Source organism: Flectobacillus sp., from assembly GCF_049240685.1.
Classification (GTDB): domain Bacteria; phylum Bacteroidota; class Bacteroidia; order Cytophagales; family Spirosomataceae; genus Flectobacillus.
This window is the reverse complement of record NZ_JBMLSD010000135.1, coordinates 1-23,708: the sequence shown is the minus strand read 5'-3', so window position 1 is coordinate 23,708 and position 23,708 is coordinate 1. Positions and strand designations below refer to the sequence as shown.

At 38.1% G+C, this 23,708-nt stretch carries 18 protein-coding genes; 9 read left to right on the top strand and 9 right to left on the bottom strand.

The window, feature by feature from the left end; genetic code table 11:
- The coding region (rpmI, locus tag ACOVQ4_RS06240; RefSeq protein ID WP_421819792.1) for a 50S ribosomal protein L35 at positions 1–144 on the top strand (144 nt) is incomplete at its 5' end.
- A gap of 101 nt (positions 145–245) precedes the next feature.
- Positions 246–590, top strand: a complete 345-nt coding sequence (gene rplT, locus ACOVQ4_RS06235) for a 50S ribosomal protein L20 (RefSeq protein WP_421819791.1) — start codon at positions 246–248, stop codon at positions 588–590.
- Positions 591–644: 54 nt separating this feature from the next.
- Here the strand turns inward: rplT and ACOVQ4_RS06230 are convergent, their stop codons facing one another.
- On the bottom strand, positions 645–1,082 hold the full coding sequence (locus tag ACOVQ4_RS06230) for a nuclease A inhibitor family protein (protein WP_421819790.1): 438 nt from the start codon (positions 1,080–1,082) through the stop codon (positions 645–647).
- Between the two features lie 100 nt (positions 1,083–1,182).
- Here ACOVQ4_RS06230 and ACOVQ4_RS06225 point away from each other — a divergent pair, with 100 nt between their 5' ends.
- Both ACOVQ4_RS06225 and ACOVQ4_RS06220 read left to right on the top strand, forming a co-directional pair.
- Positions 1,183–1,689 (top strand): DUF937 domain-containing protein, encoded by a 507-nt coding sequence (locus ACOVQ4_RS06225; protein WP_421819789.1) that lies wholly within the window; start codon positions 1,183–1,185, stop codon positions 1,687–1,689.
- A 101-nt stretch (positions 1,690–1,790) separates the two neighbouring features.
- Positions 1,791–2,936 carry a cysteine desulfurase family protein gene (locus ACOVQ4_RS06220; protein WP_421819788.1) on the top strand — a complete coding sequence of 382 codons (1,146 nt, stop codon included), beginning with the start codon at positions 1,791–1,793 and terminating at the stop codon, positions 2,934–2,936.
- 62 nt (positions 2,937–2,998) lie between these two features.
- Here ACOVQ4_RS06220 and ACOVQ4_RS06215 read toward each other — a convergent pair whose 3' ends face one another.
- The 3 genes from ACOVQ4_RS06215 to ACOVQ4_RS06205 form a co-directional block, all read right to left on the bottom strand.
- Positions 2,999–3,511, bottom strand: coding sequence for a hypothetical protein (locus tag ACOVQ4_RS06215; RefSeq protein WP_421819787.1), 513 nt, complete (start codon positions 3,509–3,511; stop codon positions 2,999–3,001).
- A 13-nt stretch (positions 3,512–3,524) separates the two neighbouring features.
- Positions 3,525–3,992 carry an N-acetyltransferase gene (locus tag ACOVQ4_RS06210; protein WP_421819786.1) on the bottom strand — a complete coding sequence of 156 codons (468 nt, stop codon included), beginning with the start codon at positions 3,990–3,992 and terminating at the stop codon, positions 3,525–3,527.
- A 350-nt stretch (positions 3,993–4,342) separates the two neighbouring features.
- The gene (locus ACOVQ4_RS06205; RefSeq protein WP_283343083.1) at positions 4,343–5,347 is read right to left on the bottom strand and encodes a fatty acid desaturase; all 1,005 of its coding nucleotides are present in this window, start codon (positions 5,345–5,347) and stop codon (positions 4,343–4,345) included.
- Between the two features lie 259 nt (positions 5,348–5,606).
- Here ACOVQ4_RS06205 and ACOVQ4_RS06200 point away from each other — a divergent pair, with 259 nt between their 5' ends.
- Positions 5,607–6,965, top strand: a complete 1,359-nt coding sequence (locus ACOVQ4_RS06200) for an alpha-L-fucosidase (protein ID WP_421819785.1) — start codon at positions 5,607–5,609, stop codon at positions 6,963–6,965.
- Positions 6,966–7,033: 68 nt separating this feature from the next.
- Positions 7,034–7,666 (top strand): hypothetical protein, encoded by a 633-nt coding sequence (locus ACOVQ4_RS06195; protein ID WP_421819784.1) that lies wholly within the window; start codon positions 7,034–7,036, stop codon positions 7,664–7,666.
- A 274-nt stretch (positions 7,667–7,940) separates the two neighbouring features.
- Here the strand turns inward: ACOVQ4_RS06195 and ACOVQ4_RS06190 are convergent, their stop codons facing one another.
- Positions 7,941–8,477: a cupin domain-containing protein gene (locus ACOVQ4_RS06190; RefSeq protein WP_421819783.1), complete on the bottom strand. Its 537-nt coding sequence runs from the start codon at positions 8,475–8,477 to the stop codon at positions 7,941–7,943.
- Positions 8,478–9,038: 561 nt separating this feature from the next.
- Here ACOVQ4_RS06190 and ACOVQ4_RS06185 point away from each other — a divergent pair.
- Positions 9,039–9,548, top strand: coding sequence for a YdeI/OmpD-associated family protein (locus tag ACOVQ4_RS06185; RefSeq protein ID WP_421819782.1), 510 nt, complete (start codon positions 9,039–9,041; stop codon positions 9,546–9,548).
- A 65-nt stretch (positions 9,549–9,613) separates the two neighbouring features.
- Here the strand turns inward: ACOVQ4_RS06185 and ACOVQ4_RS06180 are convergent, their stop codons facing one another.
- The 3 genes from ACOVQ4_RS06180 to ACOVQ4_RS06170 form a co-directional block, all read right to left on the bottom strand.
- Positions 9,614–11,737 (bottom strand): fibronectin type III domain-containing protein, encoded by a 2,124-nt coding sequence (locus ACOVQ4_RS06180; protein ID WP_421819781.1) that lies wholly within the window; start codon positions 11,735–11,737, stop codon positions 9,614–9,616.
- Between the two features lie 135 nt (positions 11,738–11,872).
- Complete coding sequence (locus ACOVQ4_RS06175; protein WP_421819780.1) at positions 11,873–18,034, bottom strand: hypothetical protein; 6,162 nt, start codon at positions 18,032–18,034, stop codon at positions 11,873–11,875.
- Between the two features lie 12 nt (positions 18,035–18,046).
- Positions 18,047–19,705, bottom strand: coding sequence for a hypothetical protein (locus ACOVQ4_RS06170; RefSeq protein WP_421819779.1), 1,659 nt, complete (start codon positions 19,703–19,705; stop codon positions 18,047–18,049).
- 372 nt (positions 19,706–20,077) lie between these two features.
- Here ACOVQ4_RS06170 and ACOVQ4_RS06165 point away from each other — a divergent pair, with 372 nt between their 5' ends.
- Positions 20,078–22,015 (top strand): glycoside hydrolase family 97 catalytic domain-containing protein, encoded by a 1,938-nt coding sequence (locus tag ACOVQ4_RS06165; protein ID WP_421819778.1) that lies wholly within the window; start codon positions 20,078–20,080, stop codon positions 22,013–22,015.
- Here the strand turns inward: ACOVQ4_RS06165 and ACOVQ4_RS06160 are convergent.
- Complete coding sequence (locus ACOVQ4_RS06160) at positions 22,005–22,640, bottom strand: response regulator (RefSeq protein ID WP_421819777.1); 636 nt, start codon at positions 22,638–22,640, stop codon at positions 22,005–22,007. The genes ACOVQ4_RS06165 and ACOVQ4_RS06160 overlap by 11 nt on opposite strands.
- Positions 22,641–22,900: 260 nt before the next feature.
- On the opposite strand from ACOVQ4_RS06160, the gene ACOVQ4_RS06155 reads away from it, so the two are divergent.
- Entirely contained in the window at positions 22,901–23,533 is a 633-nt protein-coding gene (locus ACOVQ4_RS06155) for an HAD-IA family hydrolase (protein ID WP_421819776.1), read from the top strand.
- Positions 23,534–23,708: the final 175 nt, after the last annotated feature.

The following is a 23,708-nucleotide window of genomic DNA, read 5'->3' as shown; positions in this document are numbered from 1 at the left end:
GGATCAGGCAAAATTAAGCGTAAGCACGCTTTCCATAGCCACATTTTAACAAAAAAATCTACTAAACGTAAGCGTAACTTGGTGCATGATACCTTGGTATCTCCATCAGATATGGACAGAGTTGCTCTAATGTTAGTAATGTAATTTTTTTAGGAATTTTATTCCATTTAGTTATTGTTCAACCAGAAAGCTGGCTCTAAAGATTTCCGTTAAGGAACGCCAAATTTCAAAAAACAAGCAAAATTATGCCACGTAGCGTCAACCACGTAGCGTCGAGAGCAAGACGTAAAAAAGTGCTTAAATTAGCCAAAGGTTTTTACGGAAGAGGTAAAAACGTTTGGACAGTTGCAAAAAACAAGATCGAAAAAGGTCTTCAATATGCTTACCGTGACCGTAAGGTTAAGAAAAGAGATTTCCGCTCATTGTGGATTCAACGTATCAATGCTGCTGCACGTCAAGAAGGTCTTTCTTACTCAGCATTCATGGGTAAATTGAGCAAATCAGGTATTGAATTAAACAGAAAAGTATTAGCTGACTTAGCAATGAACCACCCAGAGGCGTTCAAAGCTATAGTAGCTAAAGTAAAATAGCTCAAAAAGCCGGACTTTCAAGAAAGTTCGGCTTTTTTGATTTTTAATAATACCCTAAGTTTCTATAACCTTAGTTTTGATACCAACACAATTTCCTTCAAGCGGTTTCCCAATTAAGTATACATCAATTTCGATAATACCAAATCGATAAATTTTGATATCTGTTAATAGTGTTTCCAATAAAATTTTCAACTCTTCAGCCGCTTTTACCCACAAAAGCTCTTCTTCGCCAAACCAATCTTCCTTTTTAATCAAAGGCCTAAAAAAAGTCTCAAAATCCCATTCTGAAGTATTTACCTCTGGAGGAATTCCTAAAAACATTTTTAAATTTGCGGCATCTGGTGTACCTTCAATCGCAAATGGCGCATCAAAGAATTCTACCTTTTCATCTGATTCGCTGGGGTAGTAAAGGTCTACTACTAAGTCAGTTATCTTTTGTGCTAAAGATTTATTTGGTAATTCGTGTGACAAATTGATAGCAGTTTCGGTCATAACACTGATTTTTATAGATTTTAATCATATTTTACTTGAATTTATAAAAAGTCTTTCTATTATTGTACTTAACACAAACCAAATTTAAACCCCCATAAAGATGTTAGAGCAACTCATGGGTCTTATCCAAGACCATTCTCAAGATGCAATCGTAAATAATCCTGCTATTCCTAATGAAAAAAACAATGATGCTATGCAAACAATCCTTGGTGCTATAACTGGTGGACTCCAACAGCAGGCACAAGGAGGTGGTTTAGCCAGCGTTATGGGTCTTTTGGGAGGACAAGCAGGAACAAGCGGAGGAAACTTGATGTCTAATCCAATTGTAGCAAATATTACTCAACAAGCAGTAAGTGGCTTGATGCAAAAATTTGGTTTAGAAAACAGCGCAGCCGCCGGAATCGTAAGCCAAGTATTACCTGGGGTTATCGGATCGGTAATCTCAAAAACAAATGACCCTAATGATAATTCATTAAACCTTTCAGATTTTACCTCTGCTTTTAATGATGGTAAATTTGATATGAATGATGTGTCTAACATTGCTGGCAAACTACTTGGTGGAAACTCTGGTGGTCTTGGTGGTATGTTAGGTGGCTTATTCAAATAGTTAGTAAATTATACCGAACCCATCTATATTCCCAAAGGTGTAAGAATTTCTTACACCTTTTTTTTGTTTATTTTAAGAAGAAATAAAAAATCATTAAAACAGTGAGGCTACCTGTATATTTAGATTACAACGCAACAACTCCGATGGATGAAAGGGTATTGTCAGAAATGCTTCCATGGTTTACTCATAACTTTGGTAATGCTGCCTCTCGAAGTCATTTGTACGGATGGCAGGCTGAAGAGGCTGTTTCGGTTGCCCGTGGGCAAATAGCCAGATTATTGGGCACTACCGAAAAAGACATCGTTTTTACCAGCGGAGCTACAGAGTCCAACAACTTGGCGATTAAAGGAGTATTCGAAGCATTTGGCTCAGAAAAAAATCATATTATCACCATCGCCACCGAACATAAAGCTGTCCTCGATGTATGTACCCATTTAGAGCAATTTGGGGCAAAAATTACTGTATTGCTACCTGATTCAGATGGGCAGATTACCCTAGAACAGCTTTCGGATGCCATGGATGCCAACACATTATTGGTTTCGGCTATGTATGCCAACAACGAAACAGGAGTGATTTTCCCAATCGAAGAAATAGCAAAAGTCTGTCGAGAAAGAAATATATTCTTTCATACCGACGCTACGCAGGCTGTTGGTAAGCTCCCCATTAATTTACGAAATACGCCTATCGACCTCTTGAGTTTATCAGCTCACAAACTCTATGGTGCCAAAGGAATTGGAGCTTTGTATGTCAACCGAAATAATCCCCAACTTAAGGTAATAGCACAAATGGATGGTGGCAAACACGAACGAGGAATGCGCTCAGGAACACTCAACGTACCTGGTATAGTTAGTCTAGGCAAAGCCTGCGAATTGGCTAGATTAGAGATGAAAACCAATCAAGAAAAGCTTTATTTTTTGAGGAATAAACTAGAACAATCTATTCTAGCGAAGCTTGAAAACACCTCAGTAAACGGAGGAAATGCCCCAAGATTGGCGCACGTTACGAATATTGCTTTTGGTGGAGTAGATGGCGAAATGCTATTAGGAAATCTCAAAAACATCGCCGTTTCCTCTGGTTCTGCCTGTACATCGGCCTCTGTCCTACCCTCTCATGTGCTCAAGGCTATGGGCATAAACGACGATTTGGCCTATAGTTCTATTCGATTTAGTTTAGGAAAATATACCACCGAAGAAGAAATTGATTTTGCAATCAATCATGTAGTGGAAGTGATTGAAAAAATGAGGTAATCGGATAGAATCCTTAGAAAAAGAGAGTGCTGGATAGGAATCCAGCACTAGCGGGGATATTCTTATTGTCCAATTAATTCACTAAGCTTTACTTGCTTTTCTATTTTTGGTCTCCATTGTTCTTGACTTGACATTGTACCAGATATTTTTTCTTGAAAATAAACTTGATACCAAGTCTTATTATTAAAATCACAAATATCCTTAAAAACCATTTCTGAATGTACCATAAGCTTTAGTATAAACTCCTCCTTAGGCTCCCGATGATTATTGATAACTTGACTTAAAAAGACAGGGGTTACATTAATATCTTTAGCAAATTTGTTCCGTTGCGGATAAACTGCATCGATGTAAATTTCTAAGAAATGGGTAAAATAGCTATTGTTATCATAGACAGGTTCTTTGAGATAATTCTCCATTTGCAATTTTAACTGTAAGAGCTTTGCTCTAATAATTTGCTCCTTAGGGATACTCTTCATCCTCTCTAAACGAGCTTGCATTAATGCAATGGAATCAGTATCTCTCTCTCTCTTATCCTTATATCTAGAATCTACACCATATTCAAAATCATGAGTCATAATATTCTTTTTGCTAATTTTTGTCAAATAGATTAATCAAATCTAGGATTTCTGGCACTTCTAAACTTAGCGTAGCTCCTGTAATCTTCATTTTATATTTTTCTATATAATGTCGAGCTATTTCAGTTTTAGGTTTCAAAGAAACGCAACCCCATTCCCCATATTCAGCAACTGCTATTTTAGCTGCATGAGCGATTAAATTTCCTGCAATTTTGTCAAACTTCTTTTTGTTTCCCTTATTTTCTTTAGAAACAGTTAATAATCTAATGTGAACTCTCAATTCAGAGGGTATTCTTTCCAATGAAATTAGCCCCAAAATTGTCTTTTCGCCTTGGATAACTAATTTGTACACTTCCTCATTTTGTTCTTCTTTCCAATCAAAGAAATATCGCCTCTTCCCCAAAGCTTTATAGTCTGCTTTTTCAATAGGAATTATGTCTATTGGAAATATCTTATTGGTCGAAACTTCTTTAATATTCATTATAATAAAGTTACTAATAGTTTCCATAAAACGGAAACTAAATGCATAAAAGTTTCTGTTTTATGGAAATCATACAAAATTCTTGTCGGCAAACTATAACCAGATAGGAAGCCACTGCTAATTGGGAAATATACCACAGAAGAAGAAATTGATTTTGCAATCAATCATGTAGTGGAAGTGATTGAAAAAATGAGGTAATCGGATAGAATCCTTAGAAAAAGAGAGTGCTGGATAGGAATCCAGCACTAGCGAAAAATGTTATAATTGTTCGTTTAAAATATCATCCCCAAAAACAAAAAACCCTCGTCTAACTTGATTAAACGAGGGTTTTCGATACATAATACAATTTATTACTTCCCTTGCAACAACTGAATATCTGGTGTTGAGTTGTCATCTAAAGTAACTTTACCTCTTTCTTTACGGACGATGCGTGAATAAAGACCTACTTCTTGACTAAACAAGAAGGTAAAGAATAGCTTCGTAAATGACGTATGATATTTCAAATTATCATAAAACTCTGGAGCAATAGCTTTCAACTTTGGAAGGTTATTCCAAGGTACTGAAGGCATATCGTGGTGTTCGTTGTGGTATCCTACGTTCATGTTGATTCCGTTCAATGCACCGTAGTAGCTGTATGTTTCTTGGTTTTTGTCTAATACCAAATAGTGTTCTTGAATCCAACGAGCACCAAGTGGGTGTAAACCAACTGAGAACATAAAACTTGCTCCCATGTAACCTAATGCTGGCCAACCCATTGTGTATACAATGATTGCATCAAATGCCAATTGGCAAACGATATTCATGATTACCCAACGGTCAAATACCGCCAATTCCAAACAACGCAAGGTACGAATAGCTTGGAAAATTGGGAATAATAACAACCACAACGCTTTACCGATGAAATAGTTGTTAATCAATTTTGCTTCCCAGTGATCTGGTAAGTCTGCATCTAGCTCATGAACACCTTGAAATGCATGGTGTTTCAAATGATAGTTTTTGAAAGAAATTGCTGTTGGTGCCAACGATGGAAAGTTTGCAACGATACCTGCATAAACATTCCAAGAGGGCTTTTTGAAAATCAAGTTGTGTGCAGCCTCATGAATACATACAAAAAGTGTATGCGTTGGAAATGCACCGATTAACCAAGCAGCCGCCAAAATAACCCACCATGCTTGATCTTTTACTAGGTATGCCATACCAATTTGCATTGATACACAGCCTAGAATCCAAACGAAAGTCATGGGGTTTTTGGTAATAAGTTTTTTTACTTCTGGGTGAGCTTTTACAATTTCACGTGTACGTGTACGATGTGGTTCGGTACCCGTAACATAGGTAAAATCTTGTTGATATGCCATTAGTTTGGTAATTGTTTAATAGTTATTGTAATGTGACGATTTCAAGCTTCGGGGATTTTTAACGAAAATCTTTCAAATATATGGCGAACTTTGCGTTTTATCAATTTGTTTACGAATTAATGCTTTTTTTAAGCGTTTTAAAATGACATCCATCAACATTCCTATTGGCATCCTTTCTTTTCGAGCTACTTTTTGAGTATTTTCATAAAAATTAAGACTTTCGAAAAAAAAACAGTTTATCCTACCTCAATTTTCAACCATGAAAAAAATTATCTTACCTGTTCTTTTGGCATTTTCTATGGGTCATTCCAACGCTCAAGTGAGTGCAAATCTACCTAAACCAAGCCCGCGTCAGTTGGCTTGGCAACAATTAGAAACTACCGCATTTTTGCATTTTACCGTAAATACCTACACCGATAAAGAATGGGGTGAAGGCGACGAATCTCCTGCAATATTTAATCCAACCAAGCTGGATGTTATGCAATGGGTAAAGGCCTTAAAGGCTGGTGGTTTCAAAATTGCCATTATCACTGCCAAACATCACGACGGCTTTTGTCTTTGGCCTTCAAAGTACACGGAGCATTCTATCAAAAATAGTCCCTACAAAAATGGCAAAGGGGATATCGTAAAAGAGCTCTCGGAGGCTTGTAAAGCTGTTGGTATCAAATTTGGCGTTTATCTCTCTCCTTGGGATAGACACGAAAAAACTTACGGAACTGACGCCTACAATACTTATTACAAAAACCAGTTGAGAGAACTATTAACTAATTATGGTGAAATAGCAGAAGTTTGGTTTGATGGTGCCAAAGGCGAAAATGCCAAAAATATGGAATATGATTTCCAAGGATATTGGAAAATGGTGCGTGAGCTTCAGCCAAAGGCAGTAATGTTTTCGGATGCTGGTCCGGACGTTCGTTGGGTTGGCAATGAAAAAGGAAACGCTGGAGAAACCTGCTGGTCAACCATCAACAATGCAGGACAAGCACCAGGAAAAGCCGATGAACATTACTTGAATACGGGTGACGAGAAAGGGCCAGACTGGATACCTGCCGAAACTGACGTTTCTATCCGTCCTGGATGGTTTTGGCATGAAAAAGAAAATACTAAAGTAAGAACGCCTCAAAATTTGGTTAATCTCTATTATCAGTCGGTAGGAAGAAATAGTTTGTTGTTGTTAAACATCCCCCCTAACCGCGATGGTTTGTTAGAAACAACCGATGTAGATGCTATCAAGAAGTTTCGAGAAATTCTGAATGAAACATTTGCCCATAACCTAGTTAGCAAAAAGCATAAGTTTTTGATAGATAAAAACTTAAGTACTAGTAAAGTCTTGGAAATAAATCAGCCGATAACTTTACAACTCGATAGCGCGAAAGAGTTTGACAGAATCGCCATTCAAGAAAACATTGCTGAGGGGCAACGAATTAAGGCTTTTTTAGTAGAATATTGGGATGGGAAAGCTTGGCAAAAACTAGCAGAAAGTACAACAGTTGGACACAAGCGCCTGCTGCGCTTCCCAAGCATTAAGGCTACACAAGTGCGCTTAACTATCAAAGATGCTTTAGCAAAGGTTCATTTGGCAGAATTTGGTATTTACAAAGCCTCCGCACAAGAATAAGATAAGAACTTCGTTATCAAGGTGTTTGAAAGTTTTTTCAAGCACCTTATTTTTTAATTTGTACTGACATGAAAACATATCTTGCCTCTTTTTGCTTCATCCTCATCTTAACGCTTTCTAATAAGGCACAAAGTCAAGCTTTGAATACAAATACTCCTTATTTAAACAAAAAGGGAGAACTTTTTGTGGCTACAATAAAAAAAGAAGAATCAGACCTAGTATCGATAAAAATTAAAAAATATCTTTTGAATAAAAAGACTAAAACATCCTCTAGTGTTGTCGTGAGCGATTATAACATAGATACACAAACACCTGTCAAAATACTTGAGACCTCCAACGGCACTTTGTATGTTGTTTATTTGACAAAGCCTGTTGTTCATGTCAATCCTAATCCATTCAAAATGAGTGATGATGTTTCTTCAAAAAACAACACTGATAATGCTCCCCGAAACAAAAGGGCTGAGCCACAATTGAATACCCCTCTTAACTTCAAACAATTAAGATACGTATATTCATACAACGGCGGAAAAACATGGTCGGAGAGTAAAGCGATTGAAAACCTAGATGCTTACCATGCTAGTCACACAGATTTATTTGAATTAAAGGAATTTAGTGGAGCGCGGTTGGAGATAAAAGGAGTAAAAAGACTTATCAAAGAAGAAAAAGATCTTGTCTTTAATGTAGTGATTGATAATAAGTAAGTAAAGTTATTTGTATCAGGCAGCAGGCTCCAGACAAAGAGTTGACTCGGCTTTAGGTGGTAAGCTGTAGGTATTGGTCAGGCTCATTCTTTTGCTCAGGGATTAATTCCTTGAGCCAAGCGCTGATCTAATTAGTGGACAAAACGAGGTAGTGTCACTCAGGAATTGTGACTTTTGCCAATATTTTTCTAGGAACAGTTTTAAACTGTTAAAAAAAATAAGTCCAAGACTAAGTCTTGAACTAGAAACTTCAATTTTGTACTGTAATGAGTATCTAATTTTGATAAAACTTTTTATAGCCTAATAAAGAGGCAATTGGGGCTAATAGGTAAGACAGCCACTGTTGGGTTTTTCGAGATAATCCTTCGAAATAAATCGTTCCTTCCATAGATTTTACCCAAATCATACTTTGCCAAAAATTAGCATTTCCATTCTTCATTTTGCCATTTTGCCACATTTGCGCCATAGTTTCAATGAAAGGCTCAATATCATAAGATGGAGTAATGGTACAATACATCACAACAGGTTTATCGGAGGCATTGTAGTTGCGATGCGCTTGAGCTTTGGGTAAAATTAGCGTCTCCCCAGCTTTTACAGTCATTTTTTTATGATTTAATTCATAGGTAAGTTCACCTTCTAAGATTTCATAAATTTCGTCTGATTTTTCGAGGGAATGGCGTGCCAAAGCCACCTGATTGGGTTGCAGACAAATCTTTAATTTGGTATACATTCCGTTAGTGTCGGAACTTACCTCGATAAACTCAAGGAAGTTGCCCTTCTGGTCTTCCATGATTGTGCCTTTTTTTACCATAACCAACAAGGTTTAAACTATTAGTCAACTAACTTAGGCGAAAGCAGACTTAATAGAGGAAAGTATGAATGCTAAATTATGAATGACAACTTGTCTTTGCCTATAAGAGACCGACAGAGTTGTTACTCTTTTTGAGGTAAGTAAAAAAGTTGTTAATTAATAGTCTATCTGTTCTTAGAATGCACTCATCATTAGCAGAATACTGTTGTCGAAGTGTGCTTCAGAAAAAATATTAATTTAATTTTGAGCTTTCAGCTTTGGGAATTTGGCAAAAAAATCTCTTTGTATAAAAAACAATTTGACGCTCGTTGCCTTGTGCCTGTTGGCTAAACACATAACTTCAATTTACTTTCGCATAATTACTTATTTATGGTTGTTAGAAATTTCTTTTTACTTATACTGAAAATTAACATTAAGGCCTTTAAATTTAACTAAAATACAGGTATTCGCCAATTTAGTTTTTTTAAATGCTTTAAAAAGTATTTTAATAATCATTCTGTTTAATAAAAATCAAATTTAACCCACGAACTGCTCGTATCTCTTGATTACAAATCTTCAAATATGACAACCTTCCCTACCATTCATTTTCAGAGCGAAGTTGGACGCAACCATCCACTTAAAGTTTATTATTTATCGGTTCCGCCAGATGTAGTGCAGGCTCTTGGTGGTAAAATGGGAATCAGATTTTTGTGTAGCATCAAGCATATTACTTGGCAAGCAGGATTGGTAGCTTTGGGCGAAGGTTGGGCTTATATCAATCTGAGTACCAAAAGAATGAAAGAAGCTGGATTAAGCTTAGGTTCGATAGTAGAAGTCAAATTAGAACCTGACCAAACTGAATATGGTGCCACGATTCCCGAAGAATTACAGGCTGTATTTGATACCGACCCTGAAGGTTATGCGCGCTTTCAAGGACTCACCAAGGGAATGCAACGATATATTATTCATTATGCTGATGGTGTAAAATCAACTCAATTAAGGATAGAAAGGGCTTTGATGATGATTGAGAATTTAAAAAAATTACCAGTTGGGAAAGAGGAGTTTAGACGTATTTTGGGCAAAAATGACTAAAAAAATATCCCCAAACTTGGATGGCCGCAAGAATGGGGTATTTAAACTCTCATGTATGTAAAAAATCATTTAGTCTCTACTCGAACGCTTTCGCTCATTTTATAACTTGTCCCATCTTTAAAATAAACCTTAATAGCGTATTCCAAATACTGAGGCGCTTTTTCTATTTTTTCAGAAAATTGATTTTTTTCTACTGTTTGCCACGTGCTCAACGACGACCTATTCTCAGCGCGATAAACCACGAAATGAGATACGTTGTTTGAACGACAAGTCCAATCTAAAGTCACCAATTTTTGATTGGAGTCGTAATTTACTTTCAAACCCTCAATTGAGGCCTTGCCATTTTCACCAACATAAAGTATGGATTGAGAAAATTCAGGTTTTGATTTGAGTTTTGCATAATCTTCAGCTTCTACTTTATACTCATATCGCTGCCCACTACTTACTTCTGAATCCTTAAAATTTATGTTAGAATTGAGCAATCCACTGAAGGTTTTTAGGATATCCCACATACCTTTTGGATTCTTTTTATACAAAATATGTAATGAAACGTCGTCGCTTGAACTTGGGATAATGTTTAATCGAATACCATTTTGTTCTACAAGCACTTGCTCAAAAACGGGAGAAGTTGGAGGATTACTATCAGGTAGTTTGGCAAGAACTGCTGGAGAATAATCTGAGTGATTATTACTAAGGTCAACCACCACAATCTTGTAATATAACTGTTTGTTGAGTAATGTTTTGTCAGGAATCGAATCGGTAAATTCAGAATTAGGAATACCAAAAGGAGTTAATAAAGTATAATTTTTGGCATCTTTGCGATAGGCTCGATACACTTTATAAACAGCAACGTCGGGTTCGGTACTGGCAGGCCAATCAATTGTGACTTTACCTTGCAAAGTAGCATTGGCCGAAAGCGAACTCAATGCCCTAGGAGGAGTTCTATCCTCAATATTTGCTACAACGGGCATTGCATAGTTTACATTCCCAGCGGTATCTACAGCCCCCACCACATAGTATCTACCTGTGTAAGGTTCAGGTGAGAAATCGGTAAAACTGAGGTTTTGATTGGATAAAACTTCTTTTTTAATAAAATTAAACGGTCCAGCCACCGAGCCGCCCTTAGCTATTACATAACCTTTGAGGTCGCTAACGCTACCTGCTTTTTCCCATGACACAACAACTTCCTTATTATCTAATACTTTGATTTTAACATTCTTAGGTTTGGCAGGAGGTGTAAAATCCTTGGGCGAACCTATCATGACTTCAGATACTGGACTGTAAACACCAAAAGGGTCGATACCAACGACACGATAATAATATTTACGATAGTTGACTAAATTGGAATCTATGTAGGTAATCAAAGAACTAGGATTAGGGATACCTTTATAAGTCAACGAGTCTTGTTTTAGGGTATGCTCATCTGCTGGGGTTTGGATGTAAGGGTTAGCTGTGATGGTTTTAAAATTCTTACCATCCTCGCTGCGTTCTATCAGGTATCCCGAAAACTCACCATCCAGACTCATTCTATACCAACGAAGTGTCACTTGTGAGTCGCCCTGTAATATACCTGCAGTGATAGGAGCATATACATTGGAGAACTGATTGGCAAACAGCACCACTGTGGCAGTATCTACCTTAATAGCTGATTTAGCATCTGTATCCACCCAAACCTTATACATGATAATATCCTCTGGATTTTTGGGTTCTTTATCGACCCAACGTAAACCAAGTACTGTGGCAGCATTGGCGCTATAATCGGCCGATAACATGGCACTAGCATAACGACTATTTTGTTCATTACTTTTTTGAATAATTCCACCCACACTGGCCTCAAAAGTAGTGCTTGCCTTAGGGTTATACAAAGATTGAACAGCAGCCCCTACATAGCTATCTTGTTTGGAATAACGCTTCTTTACATCCTCAAGCGTCAGAGGTAGAAACTTGTTGGGTGTCAGAAGGGTACTCACTCCCTGGTTAGCATTTTTGGAAATAATCGTTTTTTGAATACGATACCCTTTTTGACTGGCAAAAAGCCACTGCGCTGCACTGGTGGGTGCCCAACGCAATACCACCGAATCTTGATAATTGCGTACAAGTAGTTGAAGTTTGGGATTAGAAGACTTTTGCGCCTGTGTATTTAGACCCATCAGGAACAATAACATGAATATATAAAAAAGTTTTTTCATGACTCATGAGTTTTGTTAAATTGGAAAAAGGGACAAGAGATGCTTTTGTATAATTGCCTAATTATCAAAATCCTCAACCTCTGTTCGTAGCCGAGCACTTTACTTCAGGCTTAAATTCCCCTTGTCCCTTTTCTCTTAAAATTTAAAATATCCCCCTACAATTGGCGACGGAATAAACGCTGCTGTGCCAAAAGTAAAGGTTTTCTCTACCCTATTGATTGGCGCATCGGTATATGGCTTGTAGTCTAGGGTAATATAGGCAGTGGTGCCGCCTGTCCGTGGCTTGAAGTTATAATAACTTGCTGATTGATAACCACTATACAAATCCAAATCGGCATTACTGAAGTTTCGTGCCATAGATGAAGCAGAGGTATTTAAGGTCAAACTTCTGCTCGTTCCTTGTACATTAATATTGGCGAAAACTGAACCAAAACCAAAAGAAACATTTTTCCAATTTCCTAAACTTGCGTTTAGGGATTGACGAGTTTTGAACATATTTTCTCCAAAATTCTTGACTGCATAAAAATCATGATACGCTACTTGATCAACTTTGAAGGCAAAAGAATACATGCGGGTAGGTTCGTCTTCTAATGGAAAAAAAGAAAGTGAAGGCCCGATGATATCGTCCATCCTTAAGACTGAACTAATCATATTGATATTACCAAGCGTTGCTTTTATTCCCCCCGAAGCTGTGGGTTGATTAGCATCCGGCTGATTCACACCCGTTTGTAAGCCATTCAAAGAAGAGTTCAAATAAACAGACCCGATTGTTGACGCTTGCCCCAAAATAGCTTGTCGTTGGATAGATACCGCAACATCTGGCGTGCCAATACCTACGAGTTTTCGTAGTTCCTGAACACCATAGTTGATACCTACTTGTTTAGCACTAAAATTTACCAAAGGAGAGTATACCTCGTTTTGAATATAGGTATCAAAACTTACCAAACCAGGCTTCATCGGACTCGATACACTCAACAAGGGCGGTTGGGTCTTGCCATTGCGCGTATAACCATACAACTCTGCATCATCAAAGTTTTCGGCTGTTCCGCTGGATGGTCTTATATCCATCACCAAATAATCTGCTGATTGAACAGAAGTGGTATTACGATATTCGGCTCTCTCAAAATTTACGGCAGACAGTTTTTCGTTGATAGTACTGTATTTACTAGTTTTGAAAACTATGTCATAGATAACCTTAGATTTTGGAATCGAAGAAGAGGAAGTTGACGAACGATTCAGCGAATTTTTATTGATATAGAAAAAATCCTCTTGGTTTCTTAAAAAAGCTGAGGCCTTAGCCACCGTAACTTTCTCTTTCACCATGGCATTTGCCAAAAGTTGCTGATTAAGATTGATGGCTGAGCCAACAGCACTTTGATAAATCCTACGAATTTCGACACGGTAGGTCTTATCATTTTGTAAATTGTTCGGAATATCAAATTTTACTTGATTTTGTTTGTCATAATACACAGCTGTTGTAAGTGTATCGCCACCGTCTTTCGGAATATATACCGCTTTGTAGATATATTTTCCACTCAAAATATTACTCAATTTTGAGTCGCTACCATCCAAAGTACTGCGAAAGGCCTCATCAGGAATTTGTCCTTCGATGACTCCTTGAGGCAACTGATTTTTCAAAAAGTAATTTTGTCCTTCCAATGGCCAAGTGTAATTTACATTACCAAATTTGATATAATCTGGTTGTTTGGCGGTTGTAAACGCTACTGTTTTTTGTTCAAAACGATTGGCATTATCACCTTTTCCTCCTATTTCTTCTATTCCTAAAGAAATACTAAAATTATGTTTGGAAGTCGAAGCAAAATGTTTGTTTTTTGATAAAATCAATTGTTGGTTATCATTCACCCATTCTGGCGCTTGGAAGCCATCGAAAGTAGTAAGCCGACCGCCATTTTTACTATCTTCAAAAGTTAGTTTGTACTCTTTTAACTTAAAGCGGAAGGTTTTGACGGTATTGTCAGGCATAGCAAGTTCATAGTCTTGTCCAATACTGGTATTGAATGTCACAGTAATGGGCGCATCGGTTTCTACGATATTTTCGCCGTTGGCAGGCGAAATATCACCGATAATTTCGATACCATCTAGGCCGTTATCCTTATTATTGGAAGGTGTACATTGCTCACCAAATGCCAAATCAAAGCCCGTATTTATCTTGATAAGTCCCAAAACATTCCCTTGTACTTTTACCCTACCACTCATCCACATAGGATTAGGAATCCCCCCCTTGAGTACAGCTCCAGCTGTTACCTCGCATATTTTGAAACGACCCGCTGCAAACCAAGAATCTAAATCGATGTAAGCCCCACCGTTCAGATAGGCATACATTTGGGCATTGGCATACCAGCCATTCCAGCCAAGGGCTTGTCCGCCTTGTTCGCATTCAATACCATATTGAAGCGCAGCATCAAAGCCTAAAATTGCTTGCGCATTTAAAGAGAGAATTGCCACCGTTGCATCAAAACTCCCTTGAACTTGTCCCCCGACTAAAATCGAAAACTTAGGAACAGTAGTCAAACGGCCATCTGCATCTGTTGATAGTACAGTTCGAGAGCTCACTTTGTTGTATTGCGCATTTCGGTATTGATCGGCCGCAGCATTAGCTCCACCCATAAAATTACTTACCTCAGCTGGTAGCTCAGGCAAACCTCCCAAATCGTTACCCATTGCGACATAGAATTTAGCTCCTAAATGTGCTTTTACAACAGGAAGGTTCAAATCCAAGATATTGAAAGCAATACGTTTTTGGGCATCGAGCGGATCACCCAATTTGATATGCCAATTTTGAGGGTCAAAATGTACCCGTAAAGGAACCTGCACATTTGTTCCTAAAATACCTGCTGTAATATCAGCATTGACATCGTAGATACCTGGGGCAAGATAATTAAATGCCACAGAACCTTTGACTAAGGTATTGGGGTCATCAGGCAAACCATCTTTACTGATAATATTGATAGAACCAATGGCATTAAAATTATTGAGTGCCCCATTTGAAAATCCAGCTTCGAGACCTACCGAGGCGGTCATAAGTCGAGCATCTGCCACCGACATATATACACGAGCTTTGAGCCCCCAAGCACCCTTTTGTGGCGAATAAATGAGCCCTGTTTTGGTAACACCGGGTTCGTTGTTGAGCTCTAATTTTTCGGCATCGGTAAGCGGTTTATTTGCGATTTTGGCCTCTACCGAGCCTTCTTGTTTCATATTAAAGTATAAACCTCCTCCAAAACCTGTTAAGGTAAGCGGTGGAACCAATACAAAGCCGGGGTTCGTAACCACTGAGGCATCCATATAGCCGTAATAAAAGTCATTAGTATTGCCAAAAATTATATTCGACTCCACTGTGGCAAGATTTGGAATTTTGACTTTTCCCCAACCACTCAAGCCAGTGCCATACTTAGGATTATCATAATAAAATTTGAGTTCTCCTTTTACATTCGCAGGACCAAACTGACCATCAATCGTGAATCTTGAAGGATAAATACCTTTGAAAGATGGAGTTAGTTTTCCATTAATAAAATCTAGACTACCCAATACCTGAACCGTGCCCGATGCATTTGCCAAGCTAGCCTCCTCGCCTCCTACCATTACTTTTATTCCAAACTCGAAGCCCATCCCAATGTTGTTCTTAACAAATTTTGGAGGTATCATCTGAATCGGAAAACCCGCCATTTTGGATTCTTTGGCGCCGTTAGCTACAGCTGAGGTATAAATCATATCTTCGTGCGGACCACCCTTGGCATTTTTATTGGCTGGGTCATCCTGATGCTCGCCAGCAAGCCCTCCTTCCAAGTACCAATTCCCTGTTTGTAGATATATACCACTTCCAGCTAATTCGTCTCCTCCCAAGGCTTTGAAGGTAGACAGAGAAAAGTTTTCAAAGGTTAAATCGGGCACTACCATATTGAGTGGTGGTTGGCTATTTAGGGTCAGTGTCCCATTCAAGGCAAACAAAAACTCAGGATCTTTATCTTTTACAAGTCCAATCGTAAACTGAGAATTTGGGGCAATTTTCATAGTTGCCATAAAAACAGGTACATTGTAGCCCTGTGGCTTGGGTTTAACAAGAATTCTGAGTGTATCGAGCCCATTTCGAAGATTGCAGGTATAATCTAATGCATCTGAACTAATTGGTAATTGAACTTTACCGACCATATTGCCACGAATCAGGGCATTTTTTACAATTAAAACCTCAAAAGAATCTACCGAGAAAGCCAATTTTCCCATTTTTCCAGTAGTGTAGTCTAATAAAGGATAACGTGAGGGAGTAAAGCGCGCGGTAAGCCCATCGCTATCAAAAACCATATTAGAGGCAGCAAAACTGAGGCGATTATTCCCTCCGCCACCCAAAGATTTAGGCAAAAGTACGTCTACCCTTTGCAGATATAATCCTTTGAAGGTATTTCCTCGGTCGCCGTCATATTCGGCTGGTGGGTTAAAATTAGGTGCATTCCGAAAATCAGAGTGGTCATAAAATGCGTCCAAGCCTTTAACAGAAATACCTCCCGCATCTTTTATTCCGAACGTTGGTACTTTGACCGTGGCTACCCAATCATTCCATTTATTAAAATCAAATTTGAGTTGAGTTATCACATCTCCCGGAAGGGTATTTCCGTTATCGTCGTTTAACTCTAAGGTATTTTTTCCTAAATTTAATTCAGCCTCAACATGCACATGGCGTACAGAATCTTCGTCGAGTATGGCATAAGTACCATCATTTTGAGGGTAATGACTTTCTTTGAAAGTAATCGGGGTATATGGAGCTTTAAAGTCTTTTAGAAGATACAAAACTGCGTTTTTGGGAAAAAGCTTATCAGGAAGCATACACATTTCGGTGGCTGCCATCGACAAGAAAGAATTATCCTCAGGCATTTTGACATTGAGTAGTGCCCCCATTTCTGCGCCGTCTGGAGCAATGGTAAAGTAATTGATACCTATCAGCCCAGCACCCGTATTGTAGCCAATAGGTAACGAAATAGCCATTTGCCCTTTGAGGTCGTTCCAAAGCTTGGTAGTTAACAAATCTGTATAGGTTTTGAGATAATCTAGGCTAATGTTTTTGTAAGTAGATAAATCTGGAGGCAATACCCCAGGCATCTGAAAACCCTCATCGCTCCCATTGGCCAAACCTGAAATGGCCTCATTTGCTGCATTTATTTTCAACTTAGAAAATTTCACTTTGATGGGCACATAATTCCAGGTGATTCGACCATTACCATTCCATCCTTCTGGCGATTCAATGGCTTGATCTACTGTCATTTCAAAATTTCCAATTTTGATAGTTTTTCCTGTCAAATCAGTTTGTTTTATAGCCACCAAATCATTTGGAAACTTGGCGTTTTTACACTTTACTGAGCTACTATTTGCCGCTAATAATTCGCCAGCGTTTGCGACCGCACCGATTCTAAAAGTACATACTTCACTTTTTCCATCATTTTGAAGATAGATTTTTTCATTCATATCCTTTGCCACCACCATCCATGCATAGAGTCCGTTGGTGAGTTCGGGATAATTGGCACCAAAAATCAAATTGGGCGCTACCAAATCCTTTTCTGTGTAGGGATTACCAACATTTCGATTAATAGCATTATTGATTGCATCGTTGGGGTTTTGTCCCTCTGGTACTCTAACCAAATAAAAATCATACATGATTTGAGCCCCTGCGATATTTCCAACACAAGGAGTCCAATTAAAGACAATATTTTGTGGATTGCTTGTTTGAATTGGGGTATTAGGCTCACATATCGGACTTGTTAGTCGTGGTGGCTCGATATAAGTAATTGGTATGGTAATACAACCTTTAGGCTCGTTTCCATTAAAAATGGCAGGTCGCTGATTATAAGGCGCAACCTTGATACAGAATTCATAAAATCCTTGAGGAATTAATCCACTTATCAAAGCCTTCGGGTCGATACCCGTGATATCGATGTTATTTTCAGTAAAAAAATTTTGATTGGAACCAAAAATCTCAATCTCTACTGGCACACCATTGCCCGGAAGGGTTATCGGTGAAGACGGCTGATAGGAATCGCGGGTAACGGCTCTCACACCGTTGTTTTGACCCTTTATTTCGCCCAATAACTTCACATCCACTGGGTTGGGATTCCTATTTATCAAAATTACTCTCAACGAATTATTGGCTCCATCAGGAGCATAATCTTTGAGTTTTGGGCTATAAGGGGGAGGAAAAATCGTTTGAACGTTGATTCCTGTAAGGGTTTGACCAATAGCGCCAAACCCTACTCCCATAATTAAGCTCAGAAAAAGGAAAAGTTTTTTCATGGCATTGAATCATTAAAAGTTGAGAGAGTACCCTGCTTGGGTATATACTTCTGTAAAATTTCTTGCTTCAAATTTGAGATCTTTGTTATGAAGTAAAGCTGCACTCAAAGAGAGCTGTTGTTTACCCGAAATTCGAATTCGACCGTTCCACCTTGCGTTTAGAGTATAACCGTTGGCATCTTCCTTCAAAAAATTTTGGTTGTAGTTGAGGTTGAGGCTATTCGAAAAAACTTTAAAATTCTTTGAAATATTCAAACTCGCCCCCACAGACTGCGTGTTGCCGTAAGTCAGAAAATTTTTTATAAAAATTGCCCCAGGACTAAGCGTAAATTTTTGTTTTAGATTATTTCTTAAATAATTAAAAGACAAAAAGAGATTATTAAACTCAAGGAGCTGTTTGGAAACCGTATTATAGTCTGAAGAATTCTGATAACTAGACATCAGATTGAGTGAATGATTTACAACCCTATTTCCCCACGATATCCTCGGAGCCAAGACCAAACTTTGATTTACCTGTTGTATTTTTAGGGTATCAATGATACGATCTGGATTGTTCTGAAAAGTACCGTAATTGGTATACGTCAACATCAATCCAAACTTGGCTGAGGGTTGTAAAGACAAGTTGAGCGAACCGATATTTCTTGTGGTCTGAGTGGCCTTAGTTTTACTTACGTTGTCTTGCTGAATACCATAACTCCCACTCAAATTGATTCGTCCTTGCCAAAAGGAGAAGGAGGGAGAAAAAAGAATTTCTTGTATGTCGTTATTGAAAAAGTAGGCGCCCATTGATTTATAGTCCGTTGAAATCAACCTGTATTGTACCTGCATAGAGGCATATCTTGAACTAAATCTTATACTACTATTAGCAGCATAACCTACCTGTGTACTTCGTTTGAGCAAAAAAAGTTTTTTTAAGAAATCACTGTCTACCGAAATGGTACCGGTCAAGTCTTTGGCATTAATATCTGAGGTATACCCACTTACCCCAATATCTGTCGACCAAGTGACTTTTTTGAAAAGCGTGACCTGCGAAACAATTCCTAAGGTTGTATTTTCGGCAGGTGTAAGACCTTCGGCCGTTGGGATTTTAATCGAGTTTTCTTCATCCCATGCCTTGGTATATATCAAATCCAAAAAATTTTTAGATGATCCATAGCCTACTTTTACTGCGTATCCCATTCGTCGGTAGGATGAGGGCAAACTTGAGAAGTTGTTTCGGGTGGTATCTTTCAAACTTGCTTGTTGAAAACGTCCATACATCGCAGATAAGCGCAACTTGCCGGGATTCAAATCGATACCTGCACCAAAAAACATTCGACCAGCCAAGGTATAATTGGAATAGCTCAAGTTTCGATATCCCAAATGTAGTCGAACCCATTTGTACGATGGACTCATGCCAAACTGTTGAAATGGCCCCGAAAAGGATTGACTTTGCTGGTTAATCAAAAAAAAGAATGGCATTTGAATACCATAAAGCGAAATCACAGGACTAGCAGAAATAGTCCATGAAAAAGGGTCGAGCCGCTGTCTGCCTTCAAGATTTGAATACGTATTAAAACCTAAATTCAAACCTCCTGAAATGCTGATAGGCTTTTGTCCTTTCAAACTTCCCAAATCTTGAGCCAAGAGCGGAATTTGCCAAAAGCATAGTAGTATAAAAAGTTTCTTCATGAGTAGGGCAAAGAAAAATGTTTACCCAAAATAAGTGGGTTTATCTACCTTTATCTATACCCTTTTATAGTCATTAAACAAGCGGTCAAACTACTGAAAATCAATTGTTTAATTTACAAAAATAAAAAACAACTACTTTGTTTTAAAAGCCGTATAACCCTTTTTACACATTGAATATGAGGCAAGCACAACCTTTTCTCTATGACATTTGGCTCGATGTCACCCAAGTAGAGCACTTGAGGAACAAAATAAAATTTACCTAATTTCATTCCTAAACCAGATAAGAATGTGTAGATTTGACACAATGTTTGTAATTATTTAAAATATATCCATTCCCCAATCTATAAAGCCTTGTGCTTTATTACCTCAATTATGAAAAAAGTACTATTTATCATTGCCATGCTTCTGCATATTTCGAGCTACGCTCAGGAGAATGTAAACATTGTTAGTCCCGACAAACAACTTACCGTTAATCTATCACTAAAAGACGGAAAAGCAAGCTACTCTGTTAATTACCAAGGTATTACAGTGCTCGAAAACTCACCATTAGGTCTCAATACGAGTATCGGTGACTTTAGTAAATCTTTGACTTTTGTAAAAAAAGTAGAAAAACAAATTGATAAGACATATCAACAAAATAAAATCAAAAAGTCCAGTATTCATTATGTAGCCAATCAGGTAGTTTGTACCTTTTCAAATGCAGATAAGAGGCTGATGGAAATCACTTTTCAGGTGAGTAACAATGATATTGCCTTCCGATATGGCCTATTTGCTTTTGGTGAAACGGCCAATTGTATTGTAGAAAAAGAGTTGACAGGGTTTAGTTTTCCTTCCAATACAACCACTTTCCTAACACCTCAAGCACCGGCGGGAAGTGGCTGGATGCGCACCAAACCGAGTTATGAGGAAGAGTATGAAGCTGATGCAGCACTTAATCAAAATTCAAAGTACCGATTAGGATATACCTTCCCTGCCTTGTTCCATGTTGGTAAAGAGGCTTGGGCTTTGGTTTCTGAAACGGGCGTTTCGGGGGCTTATTGTGGTTCAAAATTGAGCGAATCAAACAATGGCACCTTCACTGTTTCATTTCCAGAAAAAGATGAAAACAACGGTCACGGCAGTGCCGAGCCAGCCATGGCATTGCCAGCGAACACCCCTTGGCGTACCATTACAGTTGGTACAAGCCTGAAACCAATTGTCGAGACTACTATTCCTTTCGATGTAGTCGAGCCACTTTATGCCCCTTCGCAAGAATACAAGGCAGGACGTGCTACTTGGAGTTGGATTATGTGGCAGGATGAAAGTATGAATTATGATGACCAGATTACCTTTATCGACTTGGCTCAAAAATTAGGTTATGAGTACATCTTAATGGATGCACTCTGGGACAAAAATGTGGGTTATGAGCGTATGGAAGCTTTAATTAAATATGCTCATTCAAAAAAGGTAGATGTCTTTTTGTGGTATAACTCAAACGGTGCATGGAACAATGCCCCTCAAGGACCCAAAAACTGTATGAACAACGCTATTGCGCGTAAAAAAGAAATGAAGTGGTTGAAAGCTCTCGGTGTAAAAGGACTCAAAGTAGATTTCTTCGGAGGGGATAAACAAGAAACCATCCAACTTTATGAAGACATATTGAGCGACGCCAACGAATATGGGCTGATGATTATCTTTCATGGCTGCACGCTCCCTCGTGGTTGGGAACGAATGTACCCGAACTATGTAAGTAGCGAAGCGGTTTTGGCCTCTGAAAACTTGATTTTCAACCAACATTTCGATGATTTTGAAGCTTTTAATGCATCGCTTCATCCCTTTATCAGAAATACTGTCGGAAGTATGGATTTTGGTGGAACTTTGCTCAACAAGCGTCTCAACCGAAATAATAATGGAGGAAGAACTCGTAAAACCACAGATATTTTTCAATTAGCAACGGCCGTATTATTCCAAACTACAGTGCAAAACTTTGCTCTTACACCAAACAACTTAACAGATGTGCCAAGTTTTGAAATTGATTTTATGAAAAAAGTACCAACCACCTGGGATGAAACAGTCTTTATTGATGGATATCCCGGCAAGTACTGCGTATTGGCACGCCGCCATGGAAATGAATGGTATTTGGTAGGTATAAATGCTGAAAAAACAGCCCTTAACCTCAAAGTCAAATTACCCATGTTTGCTGGAAAAACTGTAACAGAATATAATGATGATGAAAAAAGAAACCCAACCATGAAGTCTATCAAGGTATCCACAACTGGAGAAGCTACCCTGACTATCCAACCAGAGGGTGGGCTTATCATCACTCATTAACAATCTTCTCACGAATTGCCTTTGCAACGGCTTCGGTACCGCATTGTACTTGAAGTTTAAAATAGATATTTTTAAGATGACGGCGCACGGTTTCTATCGAAATAGAACACTCGTGCGCTATCATTTTATAAGAATACCCTTTTGTCAAAAACTCTAGCACCTCTTTTTCTCGCTCGGTAAGATGATAAGAATTTTGACTCGAAACAGGTTTTCTGAAAGTTTGCAAAATTCGTTTGGCAATACCTGGAGACATTGGTGCCCCACCTTCAAACAATTGTTTGATTGCCCCAAAAAGCATGCTCGGCGAATCCTTTTTCAGGATATATCCATCTGCCCCATAGCTCAAACAGGCAAATAGGCGATCGTCGTCCTCAAATACCGTATGCATAATTATTTTGATGTGAGGGTATTTTTCCTTCACTAGTTTTACGCCAGTGATTCCATCTATTACAGGCATATCGATATCCATAATTAACAAATCAGGAGATTCGGAGTTGATATGTTTCAAGATATTCTCACAATTATGATGTGTGCCTACCACCAAAAACTCCTCAGCAGAATTAATCAGTAATTCGAGTAATTCACGAAGTTTAGGGTTATCTTCATATATTGCTATTCGATTCATGCGTTTATATTGGCTATAGGCTCCTGCAAATGTTATGAAGACCTGTTAACATCTTAAGAAATTACACAAAATCAAAGTTAAGTACTCGGCCTTAGGCAAAAACATACCTATCGCTTTAAAAACTAGGTAACAGTCTTTGCCTTGTGCCTAAAATACAAAACTTAAATCTCATTTTGCGCACTTACTTATCAAAATACAAAGCAACAGAATAAATAGAACATTGTAAATAACCTTTTTGGGTAACATTGCCTTACTGACTTATGAAAACCTACAAGCACATCATTTTTGACTTTGACGGAACTCTCGCCAATTCTGTTCCTATATTTCTGAAAATCTATAATGAATTGGCTGCTGAAAAAAAGTTTAAACCCATCAACGCCGAGACTATTCCTCAGATTAGGCATCTTTCTTATCTCAAACGAGCCGAATACTTAGGAATACCTCTTTACCAAATCCCTTTTATTATCCCCGTTCTTTATAAAAAATACAAGCAGAATATTTCTTCTCTCCAACCTTATGAAGGAATATTTGAATTTCTGACTACACTCCACCAACAAGGATTTACCTTAGACATCGTTTCGTCAAATAGCCGAGAAAACATCATTCAATTTCTTGAAAATCACAATTTTACCTATTTTAAAAACATTTTCTGTTCAGAAAATTTCATGGGTAAGGATAAAGTACTGAAGAAGCTTCTCAAACATACGAACTATCCAATAGAGCAATGTTTGTACGTTGGGGATGAAAATAGAGATATAGAAGCATGTATGAAAATCAAGATGGACTGCGCTTGGGTAAATTGGGGCTATGAGGACGAATTGCAACCACAGCTCAGGTTTTACCCAAAAGGGCACTTCAAAAATCAGGAAGAGTTAAAAAAATTCCTTTGTTAAAAAATAAATCTAAATCTCTTAAATTCATGTAGGAATCTTATAGAAAAATGGTTTTTTGGCAAAGAATTTGCCGTCAATTAAATTCAGATTCACTTCTTTTTTTAGCATTAATAACTCTTTTTTTAAGTAATCGAGCAGAATAATATTTAAGTTATGTGTTTAGGGACAAGGCAAC